The 22,768-nt window shown below is 72.2% G+C and carries 18 protein-coding genes; 6 read left to right on the top strand and 12 right to left on the bottom strand.

Annotated features, from left to right (window positions below; translation table 11 throughout):
- Window positions 1-135 precede the first annotated feature (135 nt).
- On the top strand, window positions 136-1,314 hold the full coding sequence (locus KME80_RS05975; protein ID WP_219501107.1) for a metal-dependent hydrolase family protein: 1,179 nt from the start codon (window positions 136-138) through the stop codon (window positions 1,312-1,314).
- Here KME80_RS05975 and KME80_RS05970 read toward each other — a convergent pair.
- Complete coding sequence (locus tag KME80_RS05970) at window positions 1,279-2,451, bottom strand: PucR family transcriptional regulator (RefSeq protein WP_219501104.1); 1,173 nt, start codon at window positions 2,449-2,451, stop codon at window positions 1,279-1,281. The two genes, KME80_RS05975 and KME80_RS05970, sit on opposite strands and share 36 nt — an antisense overlap.
- An 87-nt stretch (window positions 2,452-2,538) precedes the next feature.
- On the opposite strand from KME80_RS05970, the gene KME80_RS05965 reads away from it, so the two are divergent.
- Window positions 2,539-3,465 carry an adenosine deaminase gene (locus tag KME80_RS05965; RefSeq protein WP_219501102.1) on the top strand — a complete coding sequence of 309 codons (927 nt, stop codon included), beginning with the start codon at window positions 2,539-2,541 and terminating at the stop codon, window positions 3,463-3,465.
- Window positions 3,466-3,521: 56 nt separating this feature from the next.
- Here the strand turns inward: KME80_RS05965 and KME80_RS05960 are convergent, their stop codons facing one another.
- The 6 genes from KME80_RS05960 to KME80_RS05935 all read right to left on the bottom strand — a co-directional run bounded on the left by KME80_RS05960 (window position 3,522) and on the right by KME80_RS05935 (window position 11,309).
- Window positions 3,522-3,821, bottom strand: coding sequence for a hypothetical protein (locus KME80_RS05960; RefSeq protein ID WP_049556833.1), 300 nt, complete (start codon window positions 3,819-3,821; stop codon window positions 3,522-3,524).
- A 243-nt stretch (window positions 3,822-4,064) separates the two neighbouring features.
- The gene (gene ilvC / locus KME80_RS05955; protein WP_219501234.1) at window positions 4,065-5,048 is read right to left on the bottom strand and encodes a ketol-acid reductoisomerase; all 984 of its coding nucleotides are present in this window, start codon (window positions 5,046-5,048) and stop codon (window positions 4,065-4,067) included.
- 23 nt (window positions 5,049-5,071) lie between these two features.
- Window positions 5,072-5,596, bottom strand: coding sequence for an acetolactate synthase small subunit (ilvN, locus tag KME80_RS05950; RefSeq protein WP_219501098.1), 525 nt, complete (start codon window positions 5,594-5,596; stop codon window positions 5,072-5,074).
- Window positions 5,589-7,328, bottom strand: coding sequence for an acetolactate synthase large subunit (locus KME80_RS05945; protein ID WP_219501082.1), 1,740 nt, complete (start codon window positions 7,326-7,328; stop codon window positions 5,589-5,591). Before KME80_RS05945 ends, ilvN begins: the two co-directional genes overlap by 8 nt.
- A gap of 208 nt (window positions 7,329-7,536) precedes the next feature.
- Window positions 7,537-10,164 (bottom strand): putative bifunctional diguanylate cyclase/phosphodiesterase, encoded by a 2,628-nt coding sequence (locus KME80_RS05940; protein ID WP_308125625.1) that lies wholly within the window; start codon window positions 10,162-10,164, stop codon window positions 7,537-7,539.
- 236 nt (window positions 10,165-10,400) lie between these two features.
- A complete protein-coding gene (locus tag KME80_RS05935) occupies window positions 10,401-11,309 on the bottom strand; it encodes a 2-hydroxyacid dehydrogenase (protein WP_219501076.1) in 909 nt (302 codons plus the stop codon).
- 38 nt (window positions 11,310-11,347) lie between these two features.
- On the opposite strand from KME80_RS05935, the gene KME80_RS05930 reads away from it, so the two are divergent.
- Window positions 11,348-12,421: a PQQ-dependent sugar dehydrogenase gene (locus KME80_RS05930; protein ID WP_219501072.1), complete on the top strand. Its 1,074-nt coding sequence runs from the start codon at window positions 11,348-11,350 to the stop codon at window positions 12,419-12,421.
- Here the strand turns inward: KME80_RS05930 and KME80_RS05925 are convergent.
- The 3 genes from KME80_RS05925 to KME80_RS05915 all read right to left on the bottom strand — a co-directional run bounded on the left by KME80_RS05925 (window position 12,418) and on the right by KME80_RS05915 (window position 16,717).
- Window positions 12,418-14,391 carry a VanW family protein gene (locus tag KME80_RS05925; RefSeq protein ID WP_219501069.1) on the bottom strand — a complete coding sequence of 658 codons (1,974 nt, stop codon included), beginning with the start codon at window positions 14,389-14,391 and terminating at the stop codon, window positions 12,418-12,420. The two genes, KME80_RS05930 and KME80_RS05925, sit on opposite strands and share 4 nt — an antisense overlap.
- Window positions 14,392-14,483: 92 nt before the next feature.
- Window positions 14,484-15,107 (bottom strand): response regulator, encoded by a 624-nt coding sequence (locus KME80_RS05920; protein WP_246644193.1) that lies wholly within the window; start codon window positions 15,105-15,107, stop codon window positions 14,484-14,486.
- Window positions 15,108-15,139: 32 nt separating this feature from the next.
- Complete coding sequence (locus tag KME80_RS05915) at window positions 15,140-16,717, bottom strand: ATP-binding protein (protein ID WP_219501063.1); 1,578 nt, start codon at window positions 16,715-16,717, stop codon at window positions 15,140-15,142.
- Between the two features lie 136 nt (window positions 16,718-16,853).
- On the opposite strand from KME80_RS05915, the gene KME80_RS05910 reads away from it, so the two are divergent.
- From KME80_RS05910 to KME80_RS05900, 3 genes are read left to right on the top strand one after another with little or no spacing between them, the layout of a single operon-like run.
- A complete protein-coding gene (locus KME80_RS05910) occupies window positions 16,854-17,822 on the top strand; it encodes a Bug family tripartite tricarboxylate transporter substrate binding protein (RefSeq protein ID WP_219501060.1) in 969 nt (322 codons plus the stop codon).
- The gene (locus KME80_RS05905; protein WP_219501057.1) at window positions 17,822-18,331 is read left to right on the top strand and encodes a tripartite tricarboxylate transporter TctB family protein; all 510 of its coding nucleotides are present in this window, start codon (window positions 17,822-17,824) and stop codon (window positions 18,329-18,331) included. Before KME80_RS05910 ends, KME80_RS05905 begins: the two co-directional genes overlap by 1 nt.
- Window positions 18,332-19,825: a tripartite tricarboxylate transporter permease gene (locus tag KME80_RS05900; RefSeq protein WP_219501055.1), complete on the top strand. Its 1,494-nt coding sequence runs from the start codon at window positions 18,332-18,334 to the stop codon at window positions 19,823-19,825. It begins immediately after the preceding gene.
- 36 nt (window positions 19,826-19,861) lie between these two features.
- On the opposite strand, the gene KME80_RS05895 is transcribed toward KME80_RS05900, so the two are convergent.
- Together KME80_RS05895 and gatB are read right to left on the bottom strand one after the other, a co-directional pair.
- A complete protein-coding gene (locus tag KME80_RS05895) occupies window positions 19,862-21,178 on the bottom strand; it encodes an MFS transporter (RefSeq protein WP_246644121.1) in 1,317 nt (438 codons plus the stop codon).
- A 101-nt stretch (window positions 21,179-21,279) separates the two neighbouring features.
- Window positions 21,280-22,767: an Asp-tRNA(Asn)/Glu-tRNA(Gln) amidotransferase subunit GatB gene (gene gatB, locus KME80_RS05890; protein WP_219501228.1), complete on the bottom strand. Its 1,488-nt coding sequence runs from the start codon at window positions 22,765-22,767 to the stop codon at window positions 21,280-21,282.
- Window position 22,768 lies beyond the last annotated feature (1 nt).

Below are 22,768 nucleotides of genomic sequence, written 5' to 3'. Positions count from 1 at the left end.
ACCTCGTCCGCCCGCACCCCGGTTTCCGCGCACGCAGGCAAAACACGTGGCCGATTCTGTAGCTCCCTACGAGCGCGCCACGCGAGGTCCGTAGATCCCTCCAGGTCGGGAGCGGGTCAGGTACCGTCGGGTGGAATGAGACTGGACGGAATCCCGCTTTGGGACGGCACTGAACCACGCGGCCCGGTGGACCTCACCTGGGAGCCGGACCGGATCACCGGCGTGACCCCGGCGGCGCCGCGCGACGACGACCTGTGCGTCATCCCCGGCCTGGTGGACACGCACGTCCACCTGATCGGCTACGCGGGCGACGGCTCGGCCGACTTCACCACCTGGCCGCTGGTCACCACCCGCGACGAGCAGGTGCTGCACGGCGTCGCGCACGCCCAGCGGGCCATGCGCCACGGCGTCACGACCCTGCGCGACCTGGCCGGCGACGAGGCGCAGGTGGCCATCCGCCGGGCCTTCGACGCCGGCATCCTGCCCGGCCCGCGCATCCAGGTCCACGGCGTGGTCGGGATGACCGCCGGGCACAACGACCTGTTCGTGCCGCCCGCGTTCCCGCTGCGCAAGCCCACCGCCGACGGCCCGGACGAGTGCCGCAAGCTGGTGCGCGCCTGGGCCCGCGCCGGCATGGACGGCATCAAGCTCACGACCAGCGGCGGCGTGCTGTCCATCGGCGACAAGAGCGTCTGGCGCAACTACACCCGCGAGGAGATCCGGGCCGTCGTCGACGAGGCGCACGCGCTCGGCATGCTCGTCGCCTCGCACGCCCACACCGAGGACGGCATCCGGGTGGCCGTCGAGGAGGGCGTCGACTCCATCGAGCACGGCACGCTGATGAGCCGCGACCTGGCCGAGAAGCTGGCCGCCCAGCGCACCCCGGTCGCGCCCACGCTGCTGATCAACGAGGCCATCACCGAGGGCCGCGTCCCGGTCCCCGAGGACGCCCGGATCAAGGCCGGCGAGCTGGTGGTCCAGCGTGACGCGCTGTTCGCGGAGGCGGCCAGGCTCGGCGTCCGGTTCGTGCTGGGCACCGACGCCAACGGCCACCACGTGCAGTTCGGCGACCAGCTCGCCGAGATCGTGCACATGACCCGGGTGTTCGGCATGGACGCGGGCGCGGCGCTGCGCGCGGCCACCTCCGACGCCGCCGACGCGATCCGCATGCCCGTCGGCCGGATCGCCCCCGGTCTCGGCGCCGACCTGCTCGTGATGCGCGGGCGGCCGTGGGAGCGCATCGAGGACCTGACCGTGGACAACATCGTCGCCGTGGTGTCACGGGGTCACGTCGTCGCCGGCCGCCTCCCCTGACCTGTGCTGTCCTGACCCGAGCTGCCCTGCCCTGAGGGCCAGGTAGAGGTCCGTCCGGTCGCGCATCGACGACATGCGGCGGCCGGTCAGCTCCTCGACCCGCTGCATCCGGTAGCGCAACGTGTTGACGTGCACGTACAGCTCGTCGGCGGCGCGCTGCCAGGACCCGCACGTCTCCAGGAACACGTCCAGCGTGCGCAGCAGCTCCGAGCCGTGGCGCGCGTCGTACTCCTCGACCGGCCCCAGCAGGTGGTCGCGGAAGGAGCGGCGCACGCCCATCGGCAGCGCGGCCAGCAGCAGGTCGTAGCTGTCGATGTCGGCCACCGACATGATCGACACCGGGCCCTCGCCGTCGCGGGCCGACTCCATGCCCCGGCGCGCGGTCTCCAGCGCCTCGCCGAGCTGCGACACGCTGGCCGTCGCGTCGCTGATGCCGGCCGCGAGCCGCAGCCCTGGCCGGTCGGCCGCCAGGGCGCGCAGCTCCTCGCTCAGCGCCTTGCGCGTCGCCCTGCCGTTGACCAGCACGATCGCCTCGTCGGCCCGGCCGCCGACGATCAGGTGGCGGCCCTTCCTGGCCAGCGCCTCGTGCAGCATCGCGGGCAGGTCGTGCCCGCCCGGCCCGCTGACCACCATCGCGGCCGTCGGCAGGCCCGGATCGGCGCCGAGCAGCCGCAGGTGCGCCGACACCTCGCCGGGCGCGATCTGCTGGGAGGCGAGCACGTCCAGCAGCGTCTGCGCGCGGCCCCGCTCGGCCCGGCGACGCTCGGCGGCGAACGCCTCCGCGACCACCGCCTCGGTGATCGCACCGAACGACTGGTCGGGCGCGGCCAGGATCAGCGGCACCCTGCGCCGCTCGCACGCCGTCACCAGCGCCTGCGGCAGCTCGCCCAGCACGATCAGGCCCACGACCAGCCCGGCGACGTCGCTCGCCCACAGCGCGTCGGCGAACCTCTCGCAGTCGGCCGGCTCGCCGTACCAGACCCCGCTGGTCAGCACCAGGTCACCGGGCCGCAGGTAGCGGCGGGGATCGGGCAGGTCCGTCGGGTACGCGCGGCGTACCTCCCGGTCGAGCGTCCCGGTGCCGGTGACGAGCGTCAGCCGGAGGTCGTCACGCGCCAACAGCTCCGCCAACCTCATGAAATCTCATGTTATGCCAGGTCAAACGGCGAAGGTTCGGAGGTTCGCACGATACCTCGGCCGGTCATGGTCGGGTTTACTCGATCCATGCGCGCCAAAGCCGAACTCCACCTGCACATCGAAGGCACCCTCGAACCGGAGCTCGTCGTCGAGCTGGCCCGGCGCAACGGGGTCGCGCTGCCGACCTTCGACGTGGACGCCATCCGGGCGCGCTACGACTTCACGAACCTGCAGTCGTTCCTGGACGTCTACTACGAGAACATGGCGGTCCTGCGCACCGACCGCGACTTCTACGACCTGGCAGCCGCCTACCTGCGGCGGGCCGAGGCGCAGGGCGTGCGGCACGCGGAGATCTTCTTCGACCCGCAGGCCCACCTGGCGCGCGGGGTGCCGCTGGAGGCGGTGTTCGCCGGGCTGACGGGCGCCATCAAGGACGGGCCGTTCTCCGCGTCGCTGATCCTGTGCTTCCTGCGCGACCAGGGCCCGGAGGAGGCCGAGCGGGTGCTGCGGGCGGCGCTGCCGTTCCGGGACCAGTTCATCGGGGTCGGGCTGGACTCGGCCGAGGTCGGCCATCCGCCGTCGCTGTTCCGCCGGGTCTTCGAGCTGGCCGCCGCCGAGGGGCTGCGCCGGGTGGCGCACGCCGGCGAGGAGGGCGGGCCCGACTACGTGTGGGAGGCGCTGGACATCCTGCGCGTGGAGCGGATCGACCACGGCATCCGCGCCATGGAGGACCCGGAGCTGGTGGCGCGCCTGCGCGACGAGCGCATCCCGCTGACCGTGTGCCCGCTGTCGAACGTGCGGCTGCGCGCGGTGCCGTCGCTGCGTGACCACATCCTGCCCGCGATGCTCGACGAGGGCCTGGTCGTGACCGTGAACTCCGACGACCCGGCCTACTTCGGCGGCTACGTCGAGGACAACTACCGCGCCCTGCGCGACGAGCTCGGCCTGACGGAGGCGCAGCTCGACCGCATCGCCCGCGACTCGTTCGCCGCCTCGTTCAGCTACGAGGGCTGACACAGCGACGGGGCCCGCCTCCGGAGAGGCGGGCCCCGTAACGGTGCTTGGGACGACTAGTCCTTCGCGGTCAGGATGTCCGAGAGGACCTGGTTGAGAATGTCCAGGTCAAGGACGTCGTCGTCCGACCCGTTGTTGTTCCACTGCCCCTCGACTTCGTCGTCGTTGTCCTCGCCGAAGTTGTTCCGCTCGCCGTACGCGCGGATGTCGTTGTCGTTGTTGTCGTCGTCCCCATGCGTGGGCCACGCGACCACCGAGGCGGTGTTCATCGCGTAACCTTCGGCGAGCGCGGGACCGCCGCCCAGCATGACCATCCCGCCGACCAGACCGGCCAGGATGAGCCCCGTCTTGTACATACGAATCCCCTTTGTTACCTATCGACTACTCTCCGTCGGTAGCGGGAGGAGATCTTCCCGGTGATCGTCAGCGGCAAACGCCGCTAATCTGCTTTTGACGTGCGGAAACGGTCCTTTTGCGAAGACGGGGGTTAACGCGGTCACGCATTGCGGATCATTGACGAGACACGAAGCGGCCCCAGGCCCAAAGCAACGGGCGGGGGCGCATCAGCGCCCCCGCCCGTCCGCCGCGAACGCGCGAACTCAGCCCTTCAGCCAGCTCATCATCGGGCGCAGCTTGGCGCCGGTCTTCTCGATCGGGTCCTCCGCCAGCTCCTCACGGTGACGGGCGAACTCCTTCTGGCCGCCGTCGAACTCCTCGACGAGCTGCCGGGCGAAGGTGCCGTCCTTGATCTCACCCAGGATGCGGCGCATCTCCTCACGGGTCTCGTCGGTGATGACGCGCGGGCCGCGGGTGTAGCCGCCGTACTCGGCGGTGTCGGACACCGACCAGTACATCTTCGAGATGCCGCCCTCGTACATGAGGTCGACGATGAGCTTCATCTCGTGCAGGCACTCGAAGTAGGCCACCTCCGGCTGGTAGCCGGCCTCGATGAGCGTCTCGAAGCCCGCCTTGATCAGCTCGGAGACGCCGCCGCACAGCACGGCCTGCTCGCCGAACAGGTCGGTCTCGGTCTCCTCGGTGAACGTGGTCTTCAGCGCCCCGGCGCGGGTGCCGCCGATGCCCTTGGCGTAGGAGAGCGCCAGGTCGAGGGCCTTGCCGGAGGCGTCCTTCTCCACCGCGACGAGACACGGGACGCCGCGCCCCGCCTCGAACTGGCGGCGGACGAGGTGGCCGGGGCCCTTGGGGGCGACCATGCACACGTCGACGCCCTCGGGCGCCTCGATGAGGCCGTAGCGGATGTTGAGGCCGTGGCCGAAGAAGAGCGCGTCGCCCTCCTTGAGGTTGGGCGCGACGTGCTCGGCGTAGAGGTGGCGCTGGATGTGGTCCGGCGCCAGGATCATCGTGACGTCGGCCTCCTTCACCGCCTCGCCCGGCGTGAGCACGCGCAGGCCGTCGTTCTCGGCCTTCTCGCGGCTCTTGGAGCCCTCCGGCAGGCCGACGCGCACGTCGACACCGGAGTCACGCAGGGAGAGCGCGTGGGCGTGGCCCTGGCTGCCGTACCCCAGCACGGCCACACGGCGCCCCTGGATGATCGACAGGTCGGCCTGGTCGTCGTAGAAAATCTCGGTCACTTGCTGAAAACCTTTCAGGCGGTACGGTCCAGTGCCCTGAGGGACCGGTCAGTGATGGAACGGGCGCCGCGGCCGATGGCCACCATGCCCGACTGGACGAGCTCTTTGATCCCGAACGGCTCCAGGACCTTGACGAAGGCCTCGAGCTTGTCGGGAGTGCCGGTGACCTCGATGGTCACCGCGTCGGCCGCCACGTCCACGCAGCGCGCACGGAAGAGCTGGACGAGCTCCAGCACGTGCGAGCGGCTGTCGGCGTCGGCCTTGACCTTGATCAGCATGAGCTCGCGCTGAACGGACTGCGAGGTGTCGAGCTCCACTATCTTCAGCACGTTCACCAGCTTGTTGAGCTGTTTGGTGACCTGCTCCAGCGGCAGCTCCTCGACGCTGACCACGATCGTCATACGGGAGATGTCGTCGTGCTCGGTGGGCCCGACGGCCAGCGAGTCGATGTTGAAGCCCCGCCTGCTGAACAGCGCGGACACCCGGGCGAGCACACCCGGCTTGTTCTCCACGAGCACAGAAAGCGTGTGTCTACTCATCGTCGCTCTCCCACTTCGGCGCCATGTCACGGGCGATCTTGATGTCGTCGTTGCTCGTGCCGGCCGCGACCATGGGCCAGACCATGGCGTCCTGGTGGACGACGAAGTCGACCACCACGGGCACGTCGTTGATCTCCATGGCCTTCTTGATGGTCGCGTCGACGTCTTCGGGACGCTCGCACCGCAGGCCAACACAACCATAGGCCTCCGCCAGCTTGACGAAGTCGGGGATGCGGCGGGTCGCCTGCAGGTCGGTGTTGGAGTAGCGCTGGTCGTAGAAGAGGGTCTGCCACTGGCGGACCATGCCCAGGTTGCCGTTGTTGATGACGGCGATCTTGACGGGCACGCCTTCCAGCGCGCAGGTGGCGAGCTCCTGGTTGGTCATCTGGAAGCAGCCGTCGCCGTCGATGGCCCACACGACGTCGTCCGGGCGGCCCATCTTGGCGCCCATCGCCGCCGGCACCGCGAAGCCCATCGTGCCGGCGCCGCCGGAGTTGATGAACCGGCCCGGCCTCTCGTAGCGGACGAACTGCGAGGCCCACATCTGGTGCTGGCCGACGCCCGCCACGTAGTAGGCGTCGGGACCGACGATGGCGCTCAGCCGCTCCATGACGTACTGCGGGGCCAGCGAGCCGTCCTCGAACTCCTCGTAGCCCAGCGGGTAGGTCTGCTTGTAGCCGTTGAGGATCGTCCACCACTCGTCGTAGTCGCCCTGGACCCCGGCGGCCTCGACGGCGGCGATCAGGTCGCCGATGACCTCCTTGCAGTCGCCCACGATCGGCACGTCGGCGTGGCGGTTCTTGGAGATCTCCGCCGGGTCGATGTCCGCGTGGACGACCTTGGCGTAGGGCGCGAACGTGGACAGCTGCCCGGTGACGCGGTCGTCGAAGCGGACGCCCAGCCCGATGAGCAGGTCGGCCTGCTGGAGCGCGCCCACGGCCGAGACGCTGCCGTGCATGCCCGGCATGCCCATGTGCTGCGGGTGACTGTCGGGGAACGTGCCGCGCGCCATCAGCGTCGTCACGACCGGGATGCGCGTCAGCTCGGCCAGCCGGATCAGCTCCTCGGAGGCGCGGGCCTTGTGCACGCCGCCGCCCACGTAGAGCACCGGGCGGCGGGCCTCGGCGATCAGCTTGGCCGCCTCGCGGATCTGCTTGGAGTGCGGCCGGGTCACCGGCCGGTAGCCGGGCAGCTGCATCGTCGGCGGCCAGCTGAACGTGGTCTCCGCCTGCAGGGCGTCCTTGGCGATGTCGACCAGCACCGGGCCGGGACGGCCGGTGGAGGCGATGTGGAACGCCTCCATGATCGTGCGGGCGATGTCAGCCGGGTCGGTGACCAGGAAGTTGTGCTTGGTGATCGGCATGGTGATGCCGGAGATGTCGGCTTCCTGGAAGGCGTCCGTGCCGATCGACTTGCTCGCCACCTGCCCGGTGATCGCCACGATCGGCACCGAGTCCATGTACGCGTCGGCGATGGGCGTCACCAGGTTGGTCGCCCCCGGGCCGCTGGTCGCCATGCACACGCCGACCTTGCCGGTGGCCTGCGCGTAACCCTCGGCCGCGTGGCCGGCGCCCTGCTCGTGCCGTACGAGCACGTGCCGGACCTTGGTCGAGTCGTAGAGGGGATCGTAGGCCGGGAGGATGGCGCCGCCCGGGATCCCGAACACGGTGTCGACTCCCACGTGCTCCAGCGCCCTGACCAGGGCCTGTGCACCTGTCATCCGTTCGGTCATCGGCTCGTTCCTTGCGTGGTCACACGTTCAGGACATAAAAAATGCCCCTCCCCGCCGGACGAACGGCGGGGCTGGGGCGGCGCGCAGGTCGGAGTGCTTCGCTAACGGCCTGCGCGCCGGCGAAGTACTACGAGAATCCCACTGCGAAGCATGTCTAACACCATAGCTGGTCGGAAGCACCAGGTGTCAACTTGGTGAGAAACACGTCTCACACGGTGAGACTCGTCCTCATCAGCGAGTCGACGCCCCTGGCCGCCATGGGCCGCGCGACCAGGAAGCCCTGGCCCTTCATGCAGCCCATCTCACGCAGCAGCTCAAGCTGCTCCGGGCGTTCGATGCCCTCGGCGACCACGGTCAGGCCCAGGTCGTGGCCGAGCCGCACGATCGTGCGGGTGAGCAGCGTCAGCGTGTCGTCGCGGCCCAGCCCGGACACGAACGACGGGTCGATCTTGATCATGTCGACCGGGAGCTGCCTGAGAAACGCCAGCGAGGCGTAGCCGGTGCCGAAGTCGTCGATCGCCAGCCGCACGCCGAGAGCGCGCAGCTCCGACAGCCGCTTGACCGTCTCCTCGGCGTCCTCGACGAGCATCTCCTCGATCACTTCGAGGGTCAGCGCGGAGGCGGGCAGCCCGCTCTCCTCCAGCGCCTCCCGTACGGTCTCGACGAAGCGGGGCGCGGTGATCTGCCGGGCCGACAGGTTGAGCGACAGCCCGATGTCCCAGGACGAGGCCCGCCAGGCGGCCACCTCACGGCACGCCTCGCGCAGGATCCACTCGCCGAGCGGCACGATCAGCCCGGTGTCCTCGGCCGGGCCGAGGAACTGGTCGGGCGGCACGAACACCGAGCCGCGCCACCAGCGCACCAGCGCCTCCACCGCGGTCACCCGCGAGGTCGCCAGGTCGACCACCGGCTGGTACTCGATCGCGAACTGCTGCTCGATCAGCGCCCGCTGCAGGTCGGCGGCCAGCTCCAGGCGGCGCAGCACGTCGGCGTGCATCTGCGCGGCGAACACCTCGACCCGGCGCCCGCCCAGCTCCTTGGCCCGCGCCATGGCCACGTCGGCGTTGCGGATCAGGTCGCCGGCGGGCAGGTCGTCCTCGGCGAAGGCCACGCCGACGCTGGCGGTCAGCGCCACGTCACGGTCGGCCACCCGGAACGGCTCCTGCGAGACCGCCCGCACCAGCCGCTCGGCGAGGTCGACGGCGAGCTGCGCCTCCCCGCCGGTCTCCAGCAGCACGGCGAACTCGTCGCCGCCCCACCGGGCCAGCGTGTCGTCGTGGCGCACCGCGCCGCGCAGCCGGCGCGCGGCCTGGCCGAGCAGGTAGTCGCCGCTGGCGTGGCCCACCGAGTCGTTGACCGAGGTGAACCCGTCGAGGTCGAGGAAGATGACGGCGACCTGGCCGACGCTGCGGCCGGTCAGCACCTCGCGGGTGCGCTCCTCGAAGTAGGAGCGGTTGGGCAGCCCGGTGATGCCGTCGTGGAAGGTCAGGTGGGCGACCTGGTTGCGCAGGGCCTCCTCGTCGCTGATGTCGCGGGTGGTGACCAGGACCTGGTCCTCGCCGCCCGCGTGGCGGGTGGCGACCGACTCGGTGGGCCGCCAGGTGCCGTCGGCGGCCCGCACCCGGCAGGCGATGAGGCAGGCGCCGGGGCTGGCCTCCTCGTCGTCGCCGTCGGGGCCCATGCCGTGCAGCGCCGACTGGATGTGCGGCACGTCCTCGGGGTGGATGTAGTCGAAGATCGACCCGCCGATCACGTCCTCGGGGCGGTAGCCGTAGGTGACCTCGATGCCGTCGCCGATCTCGTGCACCATGCCGTCGTAGTCGCAGATGAGCACCACGTCGCCGGTGCTCTCGGCCAGCTCGCGCAGCTGCGTGTCGCCGAGCGAGACGAGCGTGCGCAGCCGCGCGTTGGCCCCCGACAGCACGAACACGCGCAGCAGCAGGAGCAGCACGACGGAGGCGGCGACCGCCACGACGCCGGTGGCGGGGGGCTGGCGCATGCCGCCGGCCAGGTGCGCGAGCATCGTGACGGTGGCGACGGCGACCAGCGCCAGCGGCAGCGCGTCCACCAGGTTGTCAGGCGCCTGCGCGGCGGTGACCTGGCGCGGGCGCAGCCAGGGCACGGCGGCCAGCAGCAGGAAGGCCACCGGCGTGATGACCATGCTCCACACGGGCGGCGCGCCGCCGTCGAGCCGGGCCACGGCGGTCGCCATGCCGGCCACGGTCGTGGTGGCGAGCACGCCCACGCTCGCCAGGCCGAGCGGCCACGCGGCGGAGCGCACCGCGGCCACGGACGGCGCCACGGCGCAGGTCGCCACCAGTGCGAGCATCGGCGGCAGCATGGCGAAGGCGAACAGCGCGGGGTCGGCGGTCGCCTCGTAGACGTGGCGCAGCGCCACCACCCAGCCGATCAGGAACAGCGAGGCGGCGCACAGGTAGGCGTCGATGAGCTGTCTCAGCACCAGGGCGGCAGGCGGCCTGCGCCCGGCCGCGACGAGCGCGCCGCCTCCGGTCAGCACGGTGCCGAGCAGCACGAGCAGCTCGGCGAAGCTCACCATGAACGTGGAGCTGTCGGTGAACGGCCGCAGCGCCACGCCGGCGGCCCAGATGGCGGCGCCACCGGCCATCCAGCGGATGCCGAGTGCCGCCGAGGGGTGCTCGGCCGGCCGCACCGAGGCGGCCAGCAGTGACACGGTGGCCAGCAGCGCGGCGAGGCAGCCGGCGACCGCGCCGATGACGAGGGCCGGGCCGCCCGCAAGGAGCGCAGCCGCGAACCCCGCGGCACCGATCGCCGCCGCGGCGGTCAGCGGTGCCCGTGGATCACGCCAGCGGATCACAGTCGTCGCCCATCCCGTCTCGAACCCTGCTCCCGTGAACCGCCGGTCGGCGGTGCACATCGCCAGTGTGTGCGGTCGGTGGTGCGCGGGTGGTGACAACGCCGATGTCGTCACCGATCTGATAACCACACGGACCTGATTGCCGCCAGGATTTCCTTGACAGGAAGTCAGGAAACCTTGGTTAGACGCCACCGTACGCACCGCAGGTCACGGACCAGCCACGGTCCGGATTCCTCTCAATACGCGTCGGTGATGACGTTGTCGAGCGGCTCGCCCGCGAGATAGCGCGTCAATTGCGCGCGTATGAGCCGGAGCATGCGGCGGTCGGAGGCGGGCGTGCTGCCCGCCACGTGCGGCGTGATGAAGACGCCCGGCGCGCTCCACAGGGGGTGACCGGCCGGCAGCGGCTCGGGCGCGGTCACGTCGAGCGCGGCCCGCAGCCTGCCGCTCTTGAGCTCGGCGAGCAGGGCGTCGGTGTCGACGACGCCGCCCCTGGCCGCGTTGACCAGCACCGCGCCGTCCTTCATCCGCGACAGGAACGCGGCGTCGGCCATGCCGGCGGTGTCGGGCGTGGCGGGCACGAGCAGCACCACGACGTCGGCCCCGGGCAGCAGGGCGGGCAGCTCGGCCATGCCGTGGACGCCCTCGCGGGCGCTCCTGGCGACCCGGACGACCTCGACCTCGAAGCCGTCGAGGCGGCGTTCGAGCGCCTGCCCGATGGAGCCGTAGCCGACGATCAGCACGGTGGAGTCGGCCAGCGCGCCGGTGTGGCGGTAGGTCCACTCGCCCCGGCGCTGGGCGTCGGTGAAGCCGGGGAACTCGCGCAGCACTGCGATCATCGCGCCGACGGCCCACTCGGCGGTGCCCGCGTCGTGCACGCCGCGCGCGTTGCACAGCACCGCGCCCTCCGGCAGGTGCGGCCGGTAGGCGTCCACGCCCGCGGTGACGGTCTGGACCAGACGCAGCGACCGCATCCGCGCCAGCGTGCCCGGCACGTCCGGCACGGTGACCAGGGGCGGGATCCACACTTCGACGTCCTCGATCCCGTCGGGCTCCGGCCCGGTGCCGTCGTACACGGAGCACGCCACACCCGGCAGATCGGACAGGACTTCGGCGACCGGCTCGTACGGGACCCAGATCTTCATGCGGGAAACTTTATGGCTCGGGGGCAAGTATGGGAGACATGAGGGCACTCTGGCTGACCATGCTCGCGGTGGCGCTCGCCGCCTGTTCCGGCGCGGGCGGGGTGCCGCCGGCCGCCTCTGACCAGGGCGGGGGGCCGCCGGCCGCCTCGGCACGCGGCGGGCCGTCGCCCGGCGAGCCGCGCGTGGTGGCGCGCGACCTGGCCGTGCCGTGGGCGATCGCGTTCCTGCCGGGCGGCGACGCGCTGGTGACCGAGCGCGACTCGGCCAGGCTGCTGCGGGTCACCCCGGCGGGCCAGGCGCGGGAGCTGGCCGTGATCGAGGGCGTGACGCCCGGCGGCGAGGGCGGACTGATGGGCGTGGCGGTCAAGGGTGAGCAGGTGTTCGTGTACTGCACGGCCGCCTCCGACAACCGGATCGTCCGCTACCGGCTGACTGGCGACACGCTGTCGGAGCCGCGGGTGATCGTCCAGGGCATCCCGAAGGGGACCGTCCACAACGGCGGGCGGCTGGCGTTCGGCCCCGACGGCCACCTGTACGCCACCACCGGCGAGACCGGCGACCGGTCCCTGTCGCAGGACCGCGACTCGCTCGCGGGCAAGATCCTGCGCATGACGGCCGACGGGCGGCCGGCTCCCGGCAACCCGTTCGGCACGCTCGTCTACAGCCTGGGCCACCGCAACGTGCAGGGCCTGGCCTGGGACGGCTCGGGCCGGCTGTACGCCTCCGAGTTCGGCGCCGACGCCCACGACGAGCTCAACCTGATCGAGGCGGGCGGCAACTACGGCTGGCCGGAGGTGGAGGGCCGGGGCGGCGCCCCGGAGTTCACCGATCCGGTCGTCACCTGGGACACCTCCGAGGCGTCACCGTCCGGTCTGGCGTTCGCCGGCGGCTCGCTGTGGATGGGCGCGCTGCGCGGCGAACGGCTGTGGCAGATCCCGCTGGCCGCCGACGGCTCGCCGGGCACGCCGGTCGCGCACTACGGCGGCACGTACGGCAGGCTCCGCGCGGTGACCGCCGCCCCCGGCGGCGGGCTGTGGGTGGGCACCAGCAACAGGGACGGCCGGGGCGAGCCGCGCGTGGGCGACGACCGGATCCTCGCGGTCACGCCCTAGCCGGTGCACACCACCTGGGCCTGGGGGCGGTACTTCGTGGTGACCTTCTTGTCCCGCTTGATCTCTTCGCCGTCGCGGATGAAGACCCGGGTGACGTCGACGGTGAAGCCCTGCTGGCCGGTGGTGGGCCTGCAGCCGGCGGCGTCGCTGGTCTCACGGCGGAACGGGGTGAACTCCCGCCGGTCGGACTCGACGGCCTTGATCTCGTCGTAGCGCCTGGTGCTCCACAGCACGACGGACACCGACGTGGCCGTGGACGAGGTCTTGATCAGCACCCCGTGGTCGGAGTCGTTGCGCCACTTCAGGTCCAGGTCGGGGTAGAGCAGCGCGGCGTCGCGGCCCGCCGGGTAGCGGGCGGAGAAGTAGTCCATCGGCGTGTGCTCGACGTCCTCGAAGCCGCCGTAGTAGGCGGCGTTGTAGAGCGCGGTGGCGAACTGGGAGGCCCCGCCACCCATGATCGTGAGCGTCCGGCCGCCGACGATCTGGTCGGCCGGCACGTAGCCGCCCTCGGCGGTGCGCTCCCCCACCAGCTCGTTGAGCGAGAACGTCTCGCCGGGCTTGACCAGGACCCCGTCGACCTGCTCGGCCATCCGGCGGATGTTGGTCACGCGCGGCAGGCAGCAGTCGAAGGTCGTGGTGAACGACGACACCGTCTCCTTGATGCCGAGGTCGGCCACCTGCTCGGTGGTGACCTCGGGCGGGGCGTCGGCCAGCGCCACGGGGACGACCCGGTTCCCACCGCTCCGCACCAGCTTGACCACGTCGCGGGCGAGCGCCTTGGCGTTGACGCCCCGGCCCTCGCGCGAGGGCACGAGCACGGGCTTGCCGTTCACGATCTCGTACGTGGCGTCGCGCGGCACCTGGGTCGCGTCCACCAGGCTGCTCTCGACGGTGGCCAGCGCCCCCTTGGCGTCGAAGTCGGGCCGCAGCCCCCCGTCGCCGTCGGGCACGAAGGTGAGGTTGGCGGCGATCGTGGCCGGGGTGAGCTGCGCCTGCTTGCCGCCGAGGGTCAGCGTGATGGGCGCGGACACCGCCCGCCTGGCCTGCGCGGTGGCCTTCTGGACGGCGCGGGCGCTGGTGGCGGGCTCGGCGGGCACCAGGCTGACGATCGCGGTGCCGGTGCCGTTCAGGAAGGCCTCGCTGATCACGCGGACCGCCTCGCCGCGGTCGAGCAGCGCGCCCGAGCGCGGCTGCGTCGCCACCGGGCGCAGCCCCTTGTACGTGACGCGGCCCTCGTGCGGCCGCCGGTCGACGGTCTCGGCCAGCGCCTCGACGGTCCTGGTGAGCTGGGAGGGGTCGACGGTGACCTTCGGCTCGATGTCGGTCGTGGTGGTGAGCGCCCGCCACACCTCGATCGGGCTGGGGAAGCCGCTGGGCGCCTGGCCGATCGTGGCCACCACGTCGAGCTCCAGCCCGGCCTCGTCGGGCTGGATGGTGTCCTTGCGCCCGCCGAGGTCGACGACGACGGGCTTGTTGAGCTTGACGGCGAGCTCGCTGCGCAGCTTGTCGGCCGCCTGGGTGACGGTCATGCCGCCGATGTCGACGCCGCCCACGCGGGTCCCGCGCAGCACGGCGTCGGACATGAGCACGGCCGGGACCAGGTAGGCCAGGGCGAGGGCGAGCAGCACGAGCACGGCGATGCCGGGCAGCAGGCGGCGCTTGCGCGGCGGGTCGGCGTCGGGCGCCGGGGGCCGCTCCAGCGGCGTGCGCATGCCGAACGGCGGCGGCTCGGACCCGTTGCCGTTGACCGGCCAGGGCTGCGACGCGGTCGGCACCGGGGGCAGGGTGCCGCTCTTGGGCGGCTCCTGCGGGCGGGGCTCCTGCGCCGGCTGCTCCTGCGGGCCGAAGATGTCGCGGGAGACGCCCGGGGGCAGGCCCTCGATCTTCGGCTTCCTGCTGGTGCCGCGCGAGGGCAGGGGCACCGAGGCGAACGGGTCGGTCGGTGATTCGATCGGTCCGGCGTTACGCACGCCTCAATCTCCTCCCGTTCCGCAGCCAAGTCTCAGGCAACAGTAAGGCACGAGGGTCGGCATATGTCACGAGAAAAGACTACGGAACTGTGTCAGCCGAGCCAGCGGTACCGGTGCTCCGGACGCCCGGCCGTGCCGTAGCGGGGCCGCAGCTCCGCCCGCCCTCCCGCGCACAGGTGTTCGAGGTAGCGGCGGGCGCTGACCCGCGACAGGCCCGCGAGCTGCGCCGTCTCGGCCGCCGACAGGTCGCGGCCGGCGTCGCGCAGGGTGTCGGCGACCAGCGCGCAGGTGGCGGGGGACAGCCCCTTGGGCAGCGGCGCGGCGGCGGCCGGCGTGCCGAACAGGCGGTCCACGTCGTCCTGGCGGGCCTCGGGGCCGATGGCGTGGAGCCGCCGCCGGGTGTCGGCGTAGTGGCGCAGCCGCTCGGTCAGCGCGTCGGCGGTGAACGGCTTGATCAGGTAGTTGATCGCGCCGCCGCGCATCGCCGCGCGGACCGTGGGCACGTCGCGGGCGGCGCTGATCACGAGCACGTCGACGCCGCTCAGCGCCTGCAGCACCGCCAGGCCCGACATGTCGGGCAGGTAGATGTCGAGCAGCACCAGGTCCGGCCGGTGCTCGGTCACCGCGGCGAGCGCCCCGGCGCCGTTGCCGACCGTCGCGACGACCTCGAAGCCGGGCACCCGCGCCACGTAGGCGCCGTGCACGCGCGCCACCATGAAGTCGTCGTCCACCACCAGCACGCGGATGCTCACACCGTCACCTCCTCGGCGGGCAGGTGGGCGGTGAACACCGCGCCGCCCGAGTTGCGCACCTTGACCCAGCCGCCCCGGCGCAGGCACGCCTGCCGGGTCAGCGCCAGGCCGAGACCGCGCGGCCCGGAGTGGGCCGCCTTCGTGGTGAACCCCTCCCGGAACACCTCCTCGACCAGGTCGGGCATGATGCCGGGCCCGGAGTCGCCGACCCGTACGCGCAGCCCGGCCGCGTCGGCCACGACCGAGACCTCGATCGTGCCGGCGGCGCCGTCGAGCGCGTCGATCGCGTTGGCCACCAGGTTGCCGACCACCAGCACCGCGTCCTGCGGGTCGCCGAGCACGTCCGCCGGCACCCGGGAGTCGCCGGAGAGCACCAGGCGGGCGCCGCGCTCGGCGGCCTCGGCCGACTTGGCCAGCAGCAGCGCGGCCAGCGTCGGGTCCTCGACCTTCTCGCGCAGGTCGCCGAGGTAGGCGGCCGGGGTGCCGCTGGTGATGAACGCGATCGCCGCCTCGTGCTCGCCCAGCTCCAGCAGCCCGACGACGGTGTGCATGCGGTTGGCGAACTCGTGCGCCTGGGCCCGCAGCGCTCCCGTGGCGCTGCTGGTGTCGTCCAGCTCGCGCGCCAGCCGTACGAGCTCGGTGCGGTCGCGCAGCGTGACCACCCAGCCGCGGTGCTGGCCGCGTACGGACACCGGGGTGCGGTTGAGCACCAGCACCCGGTCGCCGTGCAGGACGATCCGGTCCTCGCCCGGGTCGGCGCCGCCCAGCACGTCGCGCATCCGGTCGGAGACCGGCATCCGGGTCAGGTCGTCGCCGACGTCGCCGAGCAGCTCGCGGGCGGCGTCGTTGACCAGCGTCACCCGGCCTTCGAGGTCGAGCGCGAGCACGCCCTCCTTGACGCCGTGCAGCACGCCCTCGCGCTGCTCCAGCAGGGCGGCGATCTCACCCGGCTCCAGGCCGAACGTCTGCCGGCGCACCCGCGCGGTGATCAGCGCGGCCGCCGCGAGCCCGGCCAGCAGCACCGCCGTCGCCGTCCACAGCAACGGCGGCAGCGCCTCGGCGACCTCACCCGTGACGGTCGTCTCCAGCACCCCGACCGAGACCAGGCCGATGACGTCGCCGTACTCGTCCAGGACCGGCGTCTTGCCGCGCACGGTGACGCCGATCGTGCCCTTCTCGGTGCCGACCCAGTCGCGGCCGGTGGTGAGCACGTAGGTGCCGTCGGTCGACAGCTGCTTGCGGATGAGCGAGGCGTTGGGGTGGGCGTAGCGGATCTGGTCGTCGTTGGCGATCACCACGTAGTCGGCGCCGGTGGTCTGCTGCACGCTGAGCGCCAGCGGCTGGAGCACGGACTCCGGACGGCGCAGCTCGAACGCCTCGCGCACCTGCGGCAGCCCGGCCACGGACTGCGCGATGGCCAGCGCCCGCTGCTGGTAGCGGCCGTCGAGCTGGCTGCGCGTGTGCTGCGCCCACACGCCGGCGGTGCTCCCCACGGCGAGCAGCACGATCGCCATCTGGAGCACGAACAGCTGGGTGCCGAGGGAGGCGTCACGGACCCACTTCACGGTCCACATGCAAACACCCCGAGGTCACGGCGGTGTTGCGACCAATACGACCATTACGACGCCTACCGGCAAAGGCTCGACTCCGGCGGAGTACGGGCTCACCATGCGGTTCCCAAGAAGGTGAAATCCCCCCTTGGAGTGATCAATGCGTCTGCGCATACTCGCCGCCCTCGCGGCGCTCTCGGTCGCCGCGCTCACCGGCTGCGGCGACACCGGCACGGGCGGCGGCACCAGCGCGCTGCGGATCATGGCGCCGGCCTCGCCCGGCGGCGGCTGGGACCAGACCTCCCGCACGGCCGAGCAGGCGATCAAGGCCGCCGCGCCCGACCGCAAGGTCGAGGTGTTCAACGTGCCCGGCGCGGGCGGCACCATCGGCCTGGCCCAGCTCGCCGGCGAGAAGGGCAACGGCAACCTGCTGATGACGATGGGCCTGGTCATGGTCGGCGCCATCGAGCAGAACAAGTCCCAGGTCACGCTGGACGAGACCACGCCGATCGCCAAGCTGACCGAGGAGTACGAGATCGTCGTGGTCCCGGCCGAGTCGCCGCTGAAGACGCTGGCCGACCTGGTCGCGGCCTGGAAGGCGGACCCGGCCAAGGTCTCGGTCGCGGGCGGCTCGGCCGGCGGCACCGACCACATCGTGGCCGGCCTCATGGCCAAGGCCGCAGGCGTGGACCCCAAGCAGGTCAACTACATCGCGCACTCCGGCGGCGGCGAGGCGCTCAACGCGCTGCTCGGCAACAAGGTGACGATCGGCATCTCGGGCGTCGGCGAGTTCGCCGAGCACGTGAAGTCCGGCAAGCTGCGCGCGCTCGGCGTGACCTCCGGCGAGCGGCTGCCCGACCTCGACGCCCCCACCCTGAAGGAGGGCGGCCTGGACGTGGAGCTGGCCAACTGGCGCGGCATGGTGGCGCCCGGCGGGCTCAGCGACGCCGACAAGAAGGCGCTGACCGACCTGGTCACCAAGATGCACGACTCCCAGGCGTGGAAGGACGCGGTGGCCAAGAACGGCTGGATCGACTCCTTCCAGACCGGCCAGGAGTTCGCCGACTACCTGGCGGCCGAGCAGACCCGGGTCAAGGCGATCATCGCCGAGCTGGGCGTCGTCTCCTGATGCCCTCCGCTGATTCCGGCAAGCGCCCGCGCTGGTGGCGGCCCGAGCTCGGGCTGGCGCTGGTGGTGCTGGGGCTGGGCGTGTTCGTCGTCGTGGGCACGCTGGACGTGTCCGCGGCGGCCTCCCAGCTCGGCCTCGGCCCCCGCTTCTTCCCCATGCTCGTGGGCGGCGCCATGGTCCTCATCGGCCTGTTCTACGTGGCCGACGTGCTGCGCGGCGGGCGCGGCGACCCGGAGGAGAGCGAGGACGTCGACCCCGACGCGCCCGCCGACTGGCGCAGCGTCGGCCTGGTCAGCGGCGTCTTCCTGGGCTTCGCCGCGGTGCTCGACCTGCTCGGCTGGATCATCTCGGCGAGCCTGCTGTTCTTCGGCCTGTCGGTGGTGCTCGGCGCCGCCCACCGGCTGCGCGCCGCGGGCATCGCCGTGATCCTGGCCGTCACCACGTACCTGCTGTTCGTCAAGGGGCTGGGCGTCACGCTGCCCGCCGGGGTGCTGCGGGGGGTGATCTGAGTGGAGTCGGTGCAGCTCCTGCTCGACGGGTTCGCCGCCGCGCTCACCCCGGTCAACCTCATGTACGCGCTCATCGGCGTCACCCTGGGCACGCTGGTCGGCGTGCTGCCGGGGATCGGGCCGGCGATGACCGTGGCGCTGCTGCTGCCGATCACCTTCACGGTGCCGCCGGCCAGCGCGTTCATCATGTTCGCCGGCATCTACTACGGCGGCATGTACGGCGGCTCGACCACCTCCATCCTGCTCAACACGCCGGGCGAGTCGTCGTCGATGATCACGGCGCTGGAGGGCAACAAGATGGCCCGGCGCGGGCGGGCGGCGCAGGCGCTGGCCACGGCCGCCATCGGCTCGTTCGTGGCCGGGACCATCGCGACCGCGCTGCTCGTGGTGGCCGCGCCGGCCGTGGTGAGCTTCGCGATCTCGTTCGGCCCCGCCGACTACTTCGCGCTGGCGATCCTGGCGTTCACCGCCGTGTCGTCGGTGCTGTCGCGCTCGGTGGTGCGCGGCCTGGCCTCGCTCGGGTTCGGCCTGGTGATCGGGCTGATCGGCATCGACCAGCAGACCGGGCAGGCGCGGCTCACGCTGGGCCTGCGGCAGCTTCTCGACGGCGTGGACGTGGTGATCGTCGCCGTCGGGCTGTTCGCGCTCGGCGAGGCCCTGTACGTGGCGTCGCGGCTGCGGCACGCCGCGCCCGAGGTGGTGCCCGTCGGGCGGGCCTGGATGGGCCGCTCCGACTGGGGCCGCTCGTGGCGGCCGTGGCTGCGCGGGACCGCGCTCGGCTTCCCGTTCGGCGCGCTGCCCGGCGGCGGCGCCGAGATCCCCACCTTCCTGTCGTACGCGGCCGAGAAGCGGCTGGCGCGCGGCGTCGCCCGCGAGGAGTACGGCAAGGGCGCCATCGAGGGCGTCGCCGGGCCGGAGGCGGCCAACAACGCCTCCGCCGCCGGCACCCTCGTCCCGCTGCTGACGCTGGGCCTGCCCACGTCCGCGACCGCCGCCATCATGCTCGCCGCCTTCCAGCAGTACGGGCTGCAGCCCGGGCCGCAGCTGTTCGACCACAACCCGGCCCTGGTGTGGGGCATGATCGCGTCGCTGTTCATCGGCAACGCCATGCTGCTCGTGCTCAACCTGCCGCTGGCGCCGCTGTGGGCGCGACTGCTGCTGATCCCGCGCCCGTACCTGTATGCCGGGATCGTGGTGTTCGCGGCGCTCGGCGTCTACGCGCTGAAGGCCAGCGTCGTGGACCTGGTCGTGCTGTTCGTGCTCGGGCTGCTCGGGTTCGCGATGCGGCGCTTCGGGCTCCCGGTCGCCCCCGCGGTGATCGGGATGATCCTCGGGCCGATGGCGGAGATCCAGCTCCGCCGCGCCCTGGCCATCGGCGCGGGCGACGTGAGCGTGCTGGTGGAGAGCTGGGTGTCGGTGGTGCTGCTGCTCCTGTCGGGCGTGGCGCTGCTGACGCCGCTGTTCAGGAGGCTCTGGGCGCGGCGCGCCGCGTGACGCCCGCGGGCCCGGGACCGTACCCGGGCCCGCGGGTCACGCCGACGCGGTGGCGGCGGGCGCGGCCGAGCGGACCGCGCGGGGCGCGATCGCCAGGCCCGCCAGCGCCATCACCAGCGTGGCCGCGAACACCGCCCAGTAGGCGGAGCCGACGGCGGTGAACAGCGCGCTGGTGATCGCGACCGCCACCACCGAGAACACCGACTCCCCCACCTGCAGCGCCGAGCTGTTGACGCCCTCCTCGCCCGGAGCCGACAGCTCCAGCGTGAGCACCGACAGCGTCGGATAGATCAGCCCCATGCCGAACCCGGCCAGGATCCACGACGGGTAGGCCACCGCGACCGGCACCCCGTCGAACGTCACCGCGCCCATGAGCAGGATGCCGCCCGCCAGCGCGGCCGAGCCGAGCACCAGGTTCGTCATCCGGCCGAACACCTCGCGCCCCTGCAGCCACGACGCGAACGACCAGGTCACCGCGCCGCCGGTGATCGCGATCCCGGCCAGGAACGGCGACAGCCCGCGCTCCTGCACCAGCATGAGCGGCACGATCACCTCGGCGGCGAACAGCGCCCCGGTCGCCAGCCCGCGCAGCCCGACCACCGCCGGAAGCCCGCGGGCGGCCCGCAGCGTCCCGGCGGGCAGCAGCCTGGGCAGCGCCACGGCCAGGATGACCAGCCCGGCGACCAGCAGGACCGGCGACCCGCCGCTCCCGTACTGCATGAGCCCGGCCGCCACCGCCGTCACGGCCGCCCAGGCGACCTTGGCCGCCAGCCCCGGCGCGGGCGTGCCCTGGCCGCCGCGCACCGGCTGCCCGGCGACCCCGCGCGCCAGCACCAGCCCGCTCACCACGGTCAGGATCGGCACCAGCAGGAACACCCACCGCCAGCCCAGCGTGTCGACCACCAGGCCGACGATCGCCGGCCCCACCATCGACGGCACCACCCAGGCTGTGGCGAACAGGGAGAAGATCTTCGGATGCAGCTCCTCGGGGTAGGCCCGCGCCACCACCACGTAGAGGGCCACGCTCACCAGCGCGCCGCCGAAGCCCTGCACCAGCCGCCCGGCGATCAGCGCCTCCATCGAGGGCGCCAGCCCCGCCAGCAACAGGCCGCCGATGAAACCGGCCACCCCGGTCCACAACGGCGCCAGCGGCCCGCGCAGGTCGGCCCACCGCCCGCCGAGCACCGTGCCCACCACGGCGGCGGCCATCGCCCCGCTGAACGCCAGGCCGTAAAGTCCCACACCGTCCAGATCCGCCGCCACGACGGGCATGGCCACCGCGACGGCGACGTACTCGAAGGCCACCAGTGACACCATCGCCACCAGGCCGGCTGTCAACGCAGTTCGTCTCATGGGACCCGACGTTAGGCCGTCGCGCGCGCGGGCACCTCCCGCCGCGGTCCTAGGTCCACCCGGTCAGATGGACCTAGGCCGCGTACGGACGTGCGGAACCGCTAGGCGGAGACGCCCAGCTTCTCCAGGATCAGCTCGCGCGCCCGAGCCGCGTCGGCCTTGCCCCGGCTGGCCTTCATCACGCCGCCCACCAGCGCGCCGACCGCCGCGATCTTGCCGGACCGCACCTTGTCGGCCGCGTCGGCGTTGGCCGCCAGCACCTCGTCGATGATCGCCGACAGCTCGCCCTCGTCGTTGACGATCTTGAGCCCGCGCTTCTCCACGACGTCGTCCGGCGTGCCCTCACCGGCGAGCACGCCCTCCAGCACCTCGCGGGCCAGCTTGTCGTTGAGCGCACCGGACGCCACCAGCTCGGTCACCCGGGCGATCTGCTCCGGCGTGATCGGCAGGTCGGCCAGCGGCGTCGCCGTCTCGTTCGCGCGGCGGGCCAGCTCGCCCATCCACCACTTGCGCGCGTCGGCGGCCGGCGCGCCCGCCTTGACCGTCGCCTCGACCAGCTCGATCGCGTCGGCGTTGTGCATCGCCTGCATGTCGAGGTCGGACAGGCCCCACTCGGCCTGCAGCCGCTTGCGCCTGACCGACGGCAGCTCCGGCAGCGCCGCCTTCAGCTCCGCCACCCACGCCGGGTCCGGCGCGATCGGCACCAGGTCCGGCTCGGGGAAGTAGCGGTAGTCCTGCGCCTCCTCCTTGGACCTGCCGGGCGTGGTGGTGCCGGTGTCCTCGTGGAAGTGGCGCGTCTCCTGCACGATCCGGCCGCCGCCGGCCAGCACGCCCGCCTGCCGCTCGATCTCGCTGCGCACCGCCCGCTCGACGCTGCGCAGCGAGTTGACGTTCTTGGTCTCCGTACGGGTGCCCCACTCGGAGGCGCCGCGCTCCATGAGCGAGACGTTCACGTCGCAGCGCAGCGAGCCCTCCTCCATGCGCACGTCGGAGACGCCCAGCGAGCGCATGATCTCGCGCAGCTCCGTCACGTACGCCCTGGCCACCTCCGGCGCGAGCCGGTCGGTGCCCGGGATCGGCTTGGTGACGATCTCGACCAGCGGGATGCCCGCCCGGTTGTAGTCGACGATCGAGTAATCGGCCCCGTGGATGCGGCCCGTCGCGCCGCCCACGTGGGTCGACTTGCCGGTGTCCTCCTCCAGGTGCACGCGCTCGATCTCGATCCGCACCGTCTCGCCGTAGACCTCGACGTCGATATAGCCGTCGAAGCAGAGCGGCTCGTCGTACTGGGAGATCTGGTAGTTCTTCGGCATGTCCGGGTAGAAGTAGTTCTTCCTGGCCATGCGGCACCACTCGGCGATCGAGCAGTTGAGCGCCAGCCCGATCCGGATCGTCGACTCGATCGCGGCGGCGTTGGCCACCGGCAGCGCGCCGGGCAGCGCCAGGCACGTCGGGCACACCTGCGTGTTGGCCGGCGCACCGAACGCGGTGCGGCAGCCGCAGAACATCTTGGAGTTGGTGCCCAGCTCGACGTGCGTCTCCAGCCCGAGCACCGGCTCGAACCGTTCGAGCGCTTCGTCATAGACCATG

The sequence above is a fragment of the Nonomuraea ceibae genome (assembly GCF_019396325.1).
GTDB classification, from domain to species: Bacteria; Actinomycetota; Actinomycetes; order Streptosporangiales; family Streptosporangiaceae; genus Nonomuraea; species Nonomuraea ceibae.
Note: the sequence above shows the minus strand (reverse complement) of the source record. Positions and strands in the feature narration are given on the sequence as shown.

What these genes read in the sequence shown, in the direction of transcription:
- KME80_RS05975 (WP_219501107.1), top strand. Translation starts at nt 136, where the DNA reads ATGAGACTGGACGGAATCCCGCTTTGGGACGGCACTGAACCACGCGGC.
- KME80_RS05970 (WP_219501104.1), bottom strand. Translation starts at nt 2,451, where the DNA reads ATGAGGTTGGCGGAGCTGTTGGCGCGTGACGACCTCCGGCTGACGCTC.
- KME80_RS05965 (WP_219501102.1), top strand. Translation starts at nt 2,539, where the DNA reads ATGCGCGCCAAAGCCGAACTCCACCTGCACATCGAAGGCACCCTCGAA.
- KME80_RS05960 (WP_049556833.1), bottom strand. Translation starts at nt 3,821, where the DNA reads ATGTACAAGACGGGGCTCATCCTGGCCGGTCTGGTCGGCGGGATGGTC.
- ilvN (WP_219501098.1), bottom strand. Translation starts at nt 5,596, where the DNA reads ATGAGTAGACACACGCTTTCTGTGCTCGTGGAGAACAAGCCGGGTGTG.
- KME80_RS05945 (WP_219501082.1), bottom strand. Translation starts at nt 7,328, where the DNA reads ATGACCGAACGGATGACAGGTGCACAGGCCCTGGTCAGGGCGCTGGAG.
- KME80_RS05935 (WP_219501076.1), bottom strand. Translation starts at nt 11,309, where the DNA reads ATGAAGATCTGGGTCCCGTACGAGCCGGTCGCCGAAGTCCTGTCCGAT.
- KME80_RS05930 (WP_219501072.1), top strand. Translation starts at nt 11,348, where the DNA reads ATGAGGGCACTCTGGCTGACCATGCTCGCGGTGGCGCTCGCCGCCTGT.
- KME80_RS05920 (WP_246644193.1), bottom strand. Translation starts at nt 15,107, where the DNA reads ATGGTGGCGCGCGTGCACGGCGCCTACGTGGCGCGGGTGCCCGGCTTC.
- KME80_RS05915 (WP_219501063.1), bottom strand. Translation starts at nt 16,717, where the DNA reads ATGTGGACCGTGAAGTGGGTCCGTGACGCCTCCCTCGGCACCCAGCTG.
- KME80_RS05910 (WP_219501060.1), top strand. Translation starts at nt 16,854, where the DNA reads ATGCGTCTGCGCATACTCGCCGCCCTCGCGGCGCTCTCGGTCGCCGCG.
- KME80_RS05905 (WP_219501057.1), top strand. Translation starts at nt 17,822, where the DNA reads ATGCCCTCCGCTGATTCCGGCAAGCGCCCGCGCTGGTGGCGGCCCGAG.
- KME80_RS05895 (WP_246644121.1), bottom strand. Translation starts at nt 21,178, where the DNA reads ATGAGACGAACTGCGTTGACAGCCGGCCTGGTGGCGATGGTGTCACTG.
- gatB (WP_219501228.1), bottom strand. Translation starts at nt 22,767, where the DNA reads ATGGTCTATGACGAAGCGCTCGAACGGTTCGAGCCGGTGCTCGGGCTG.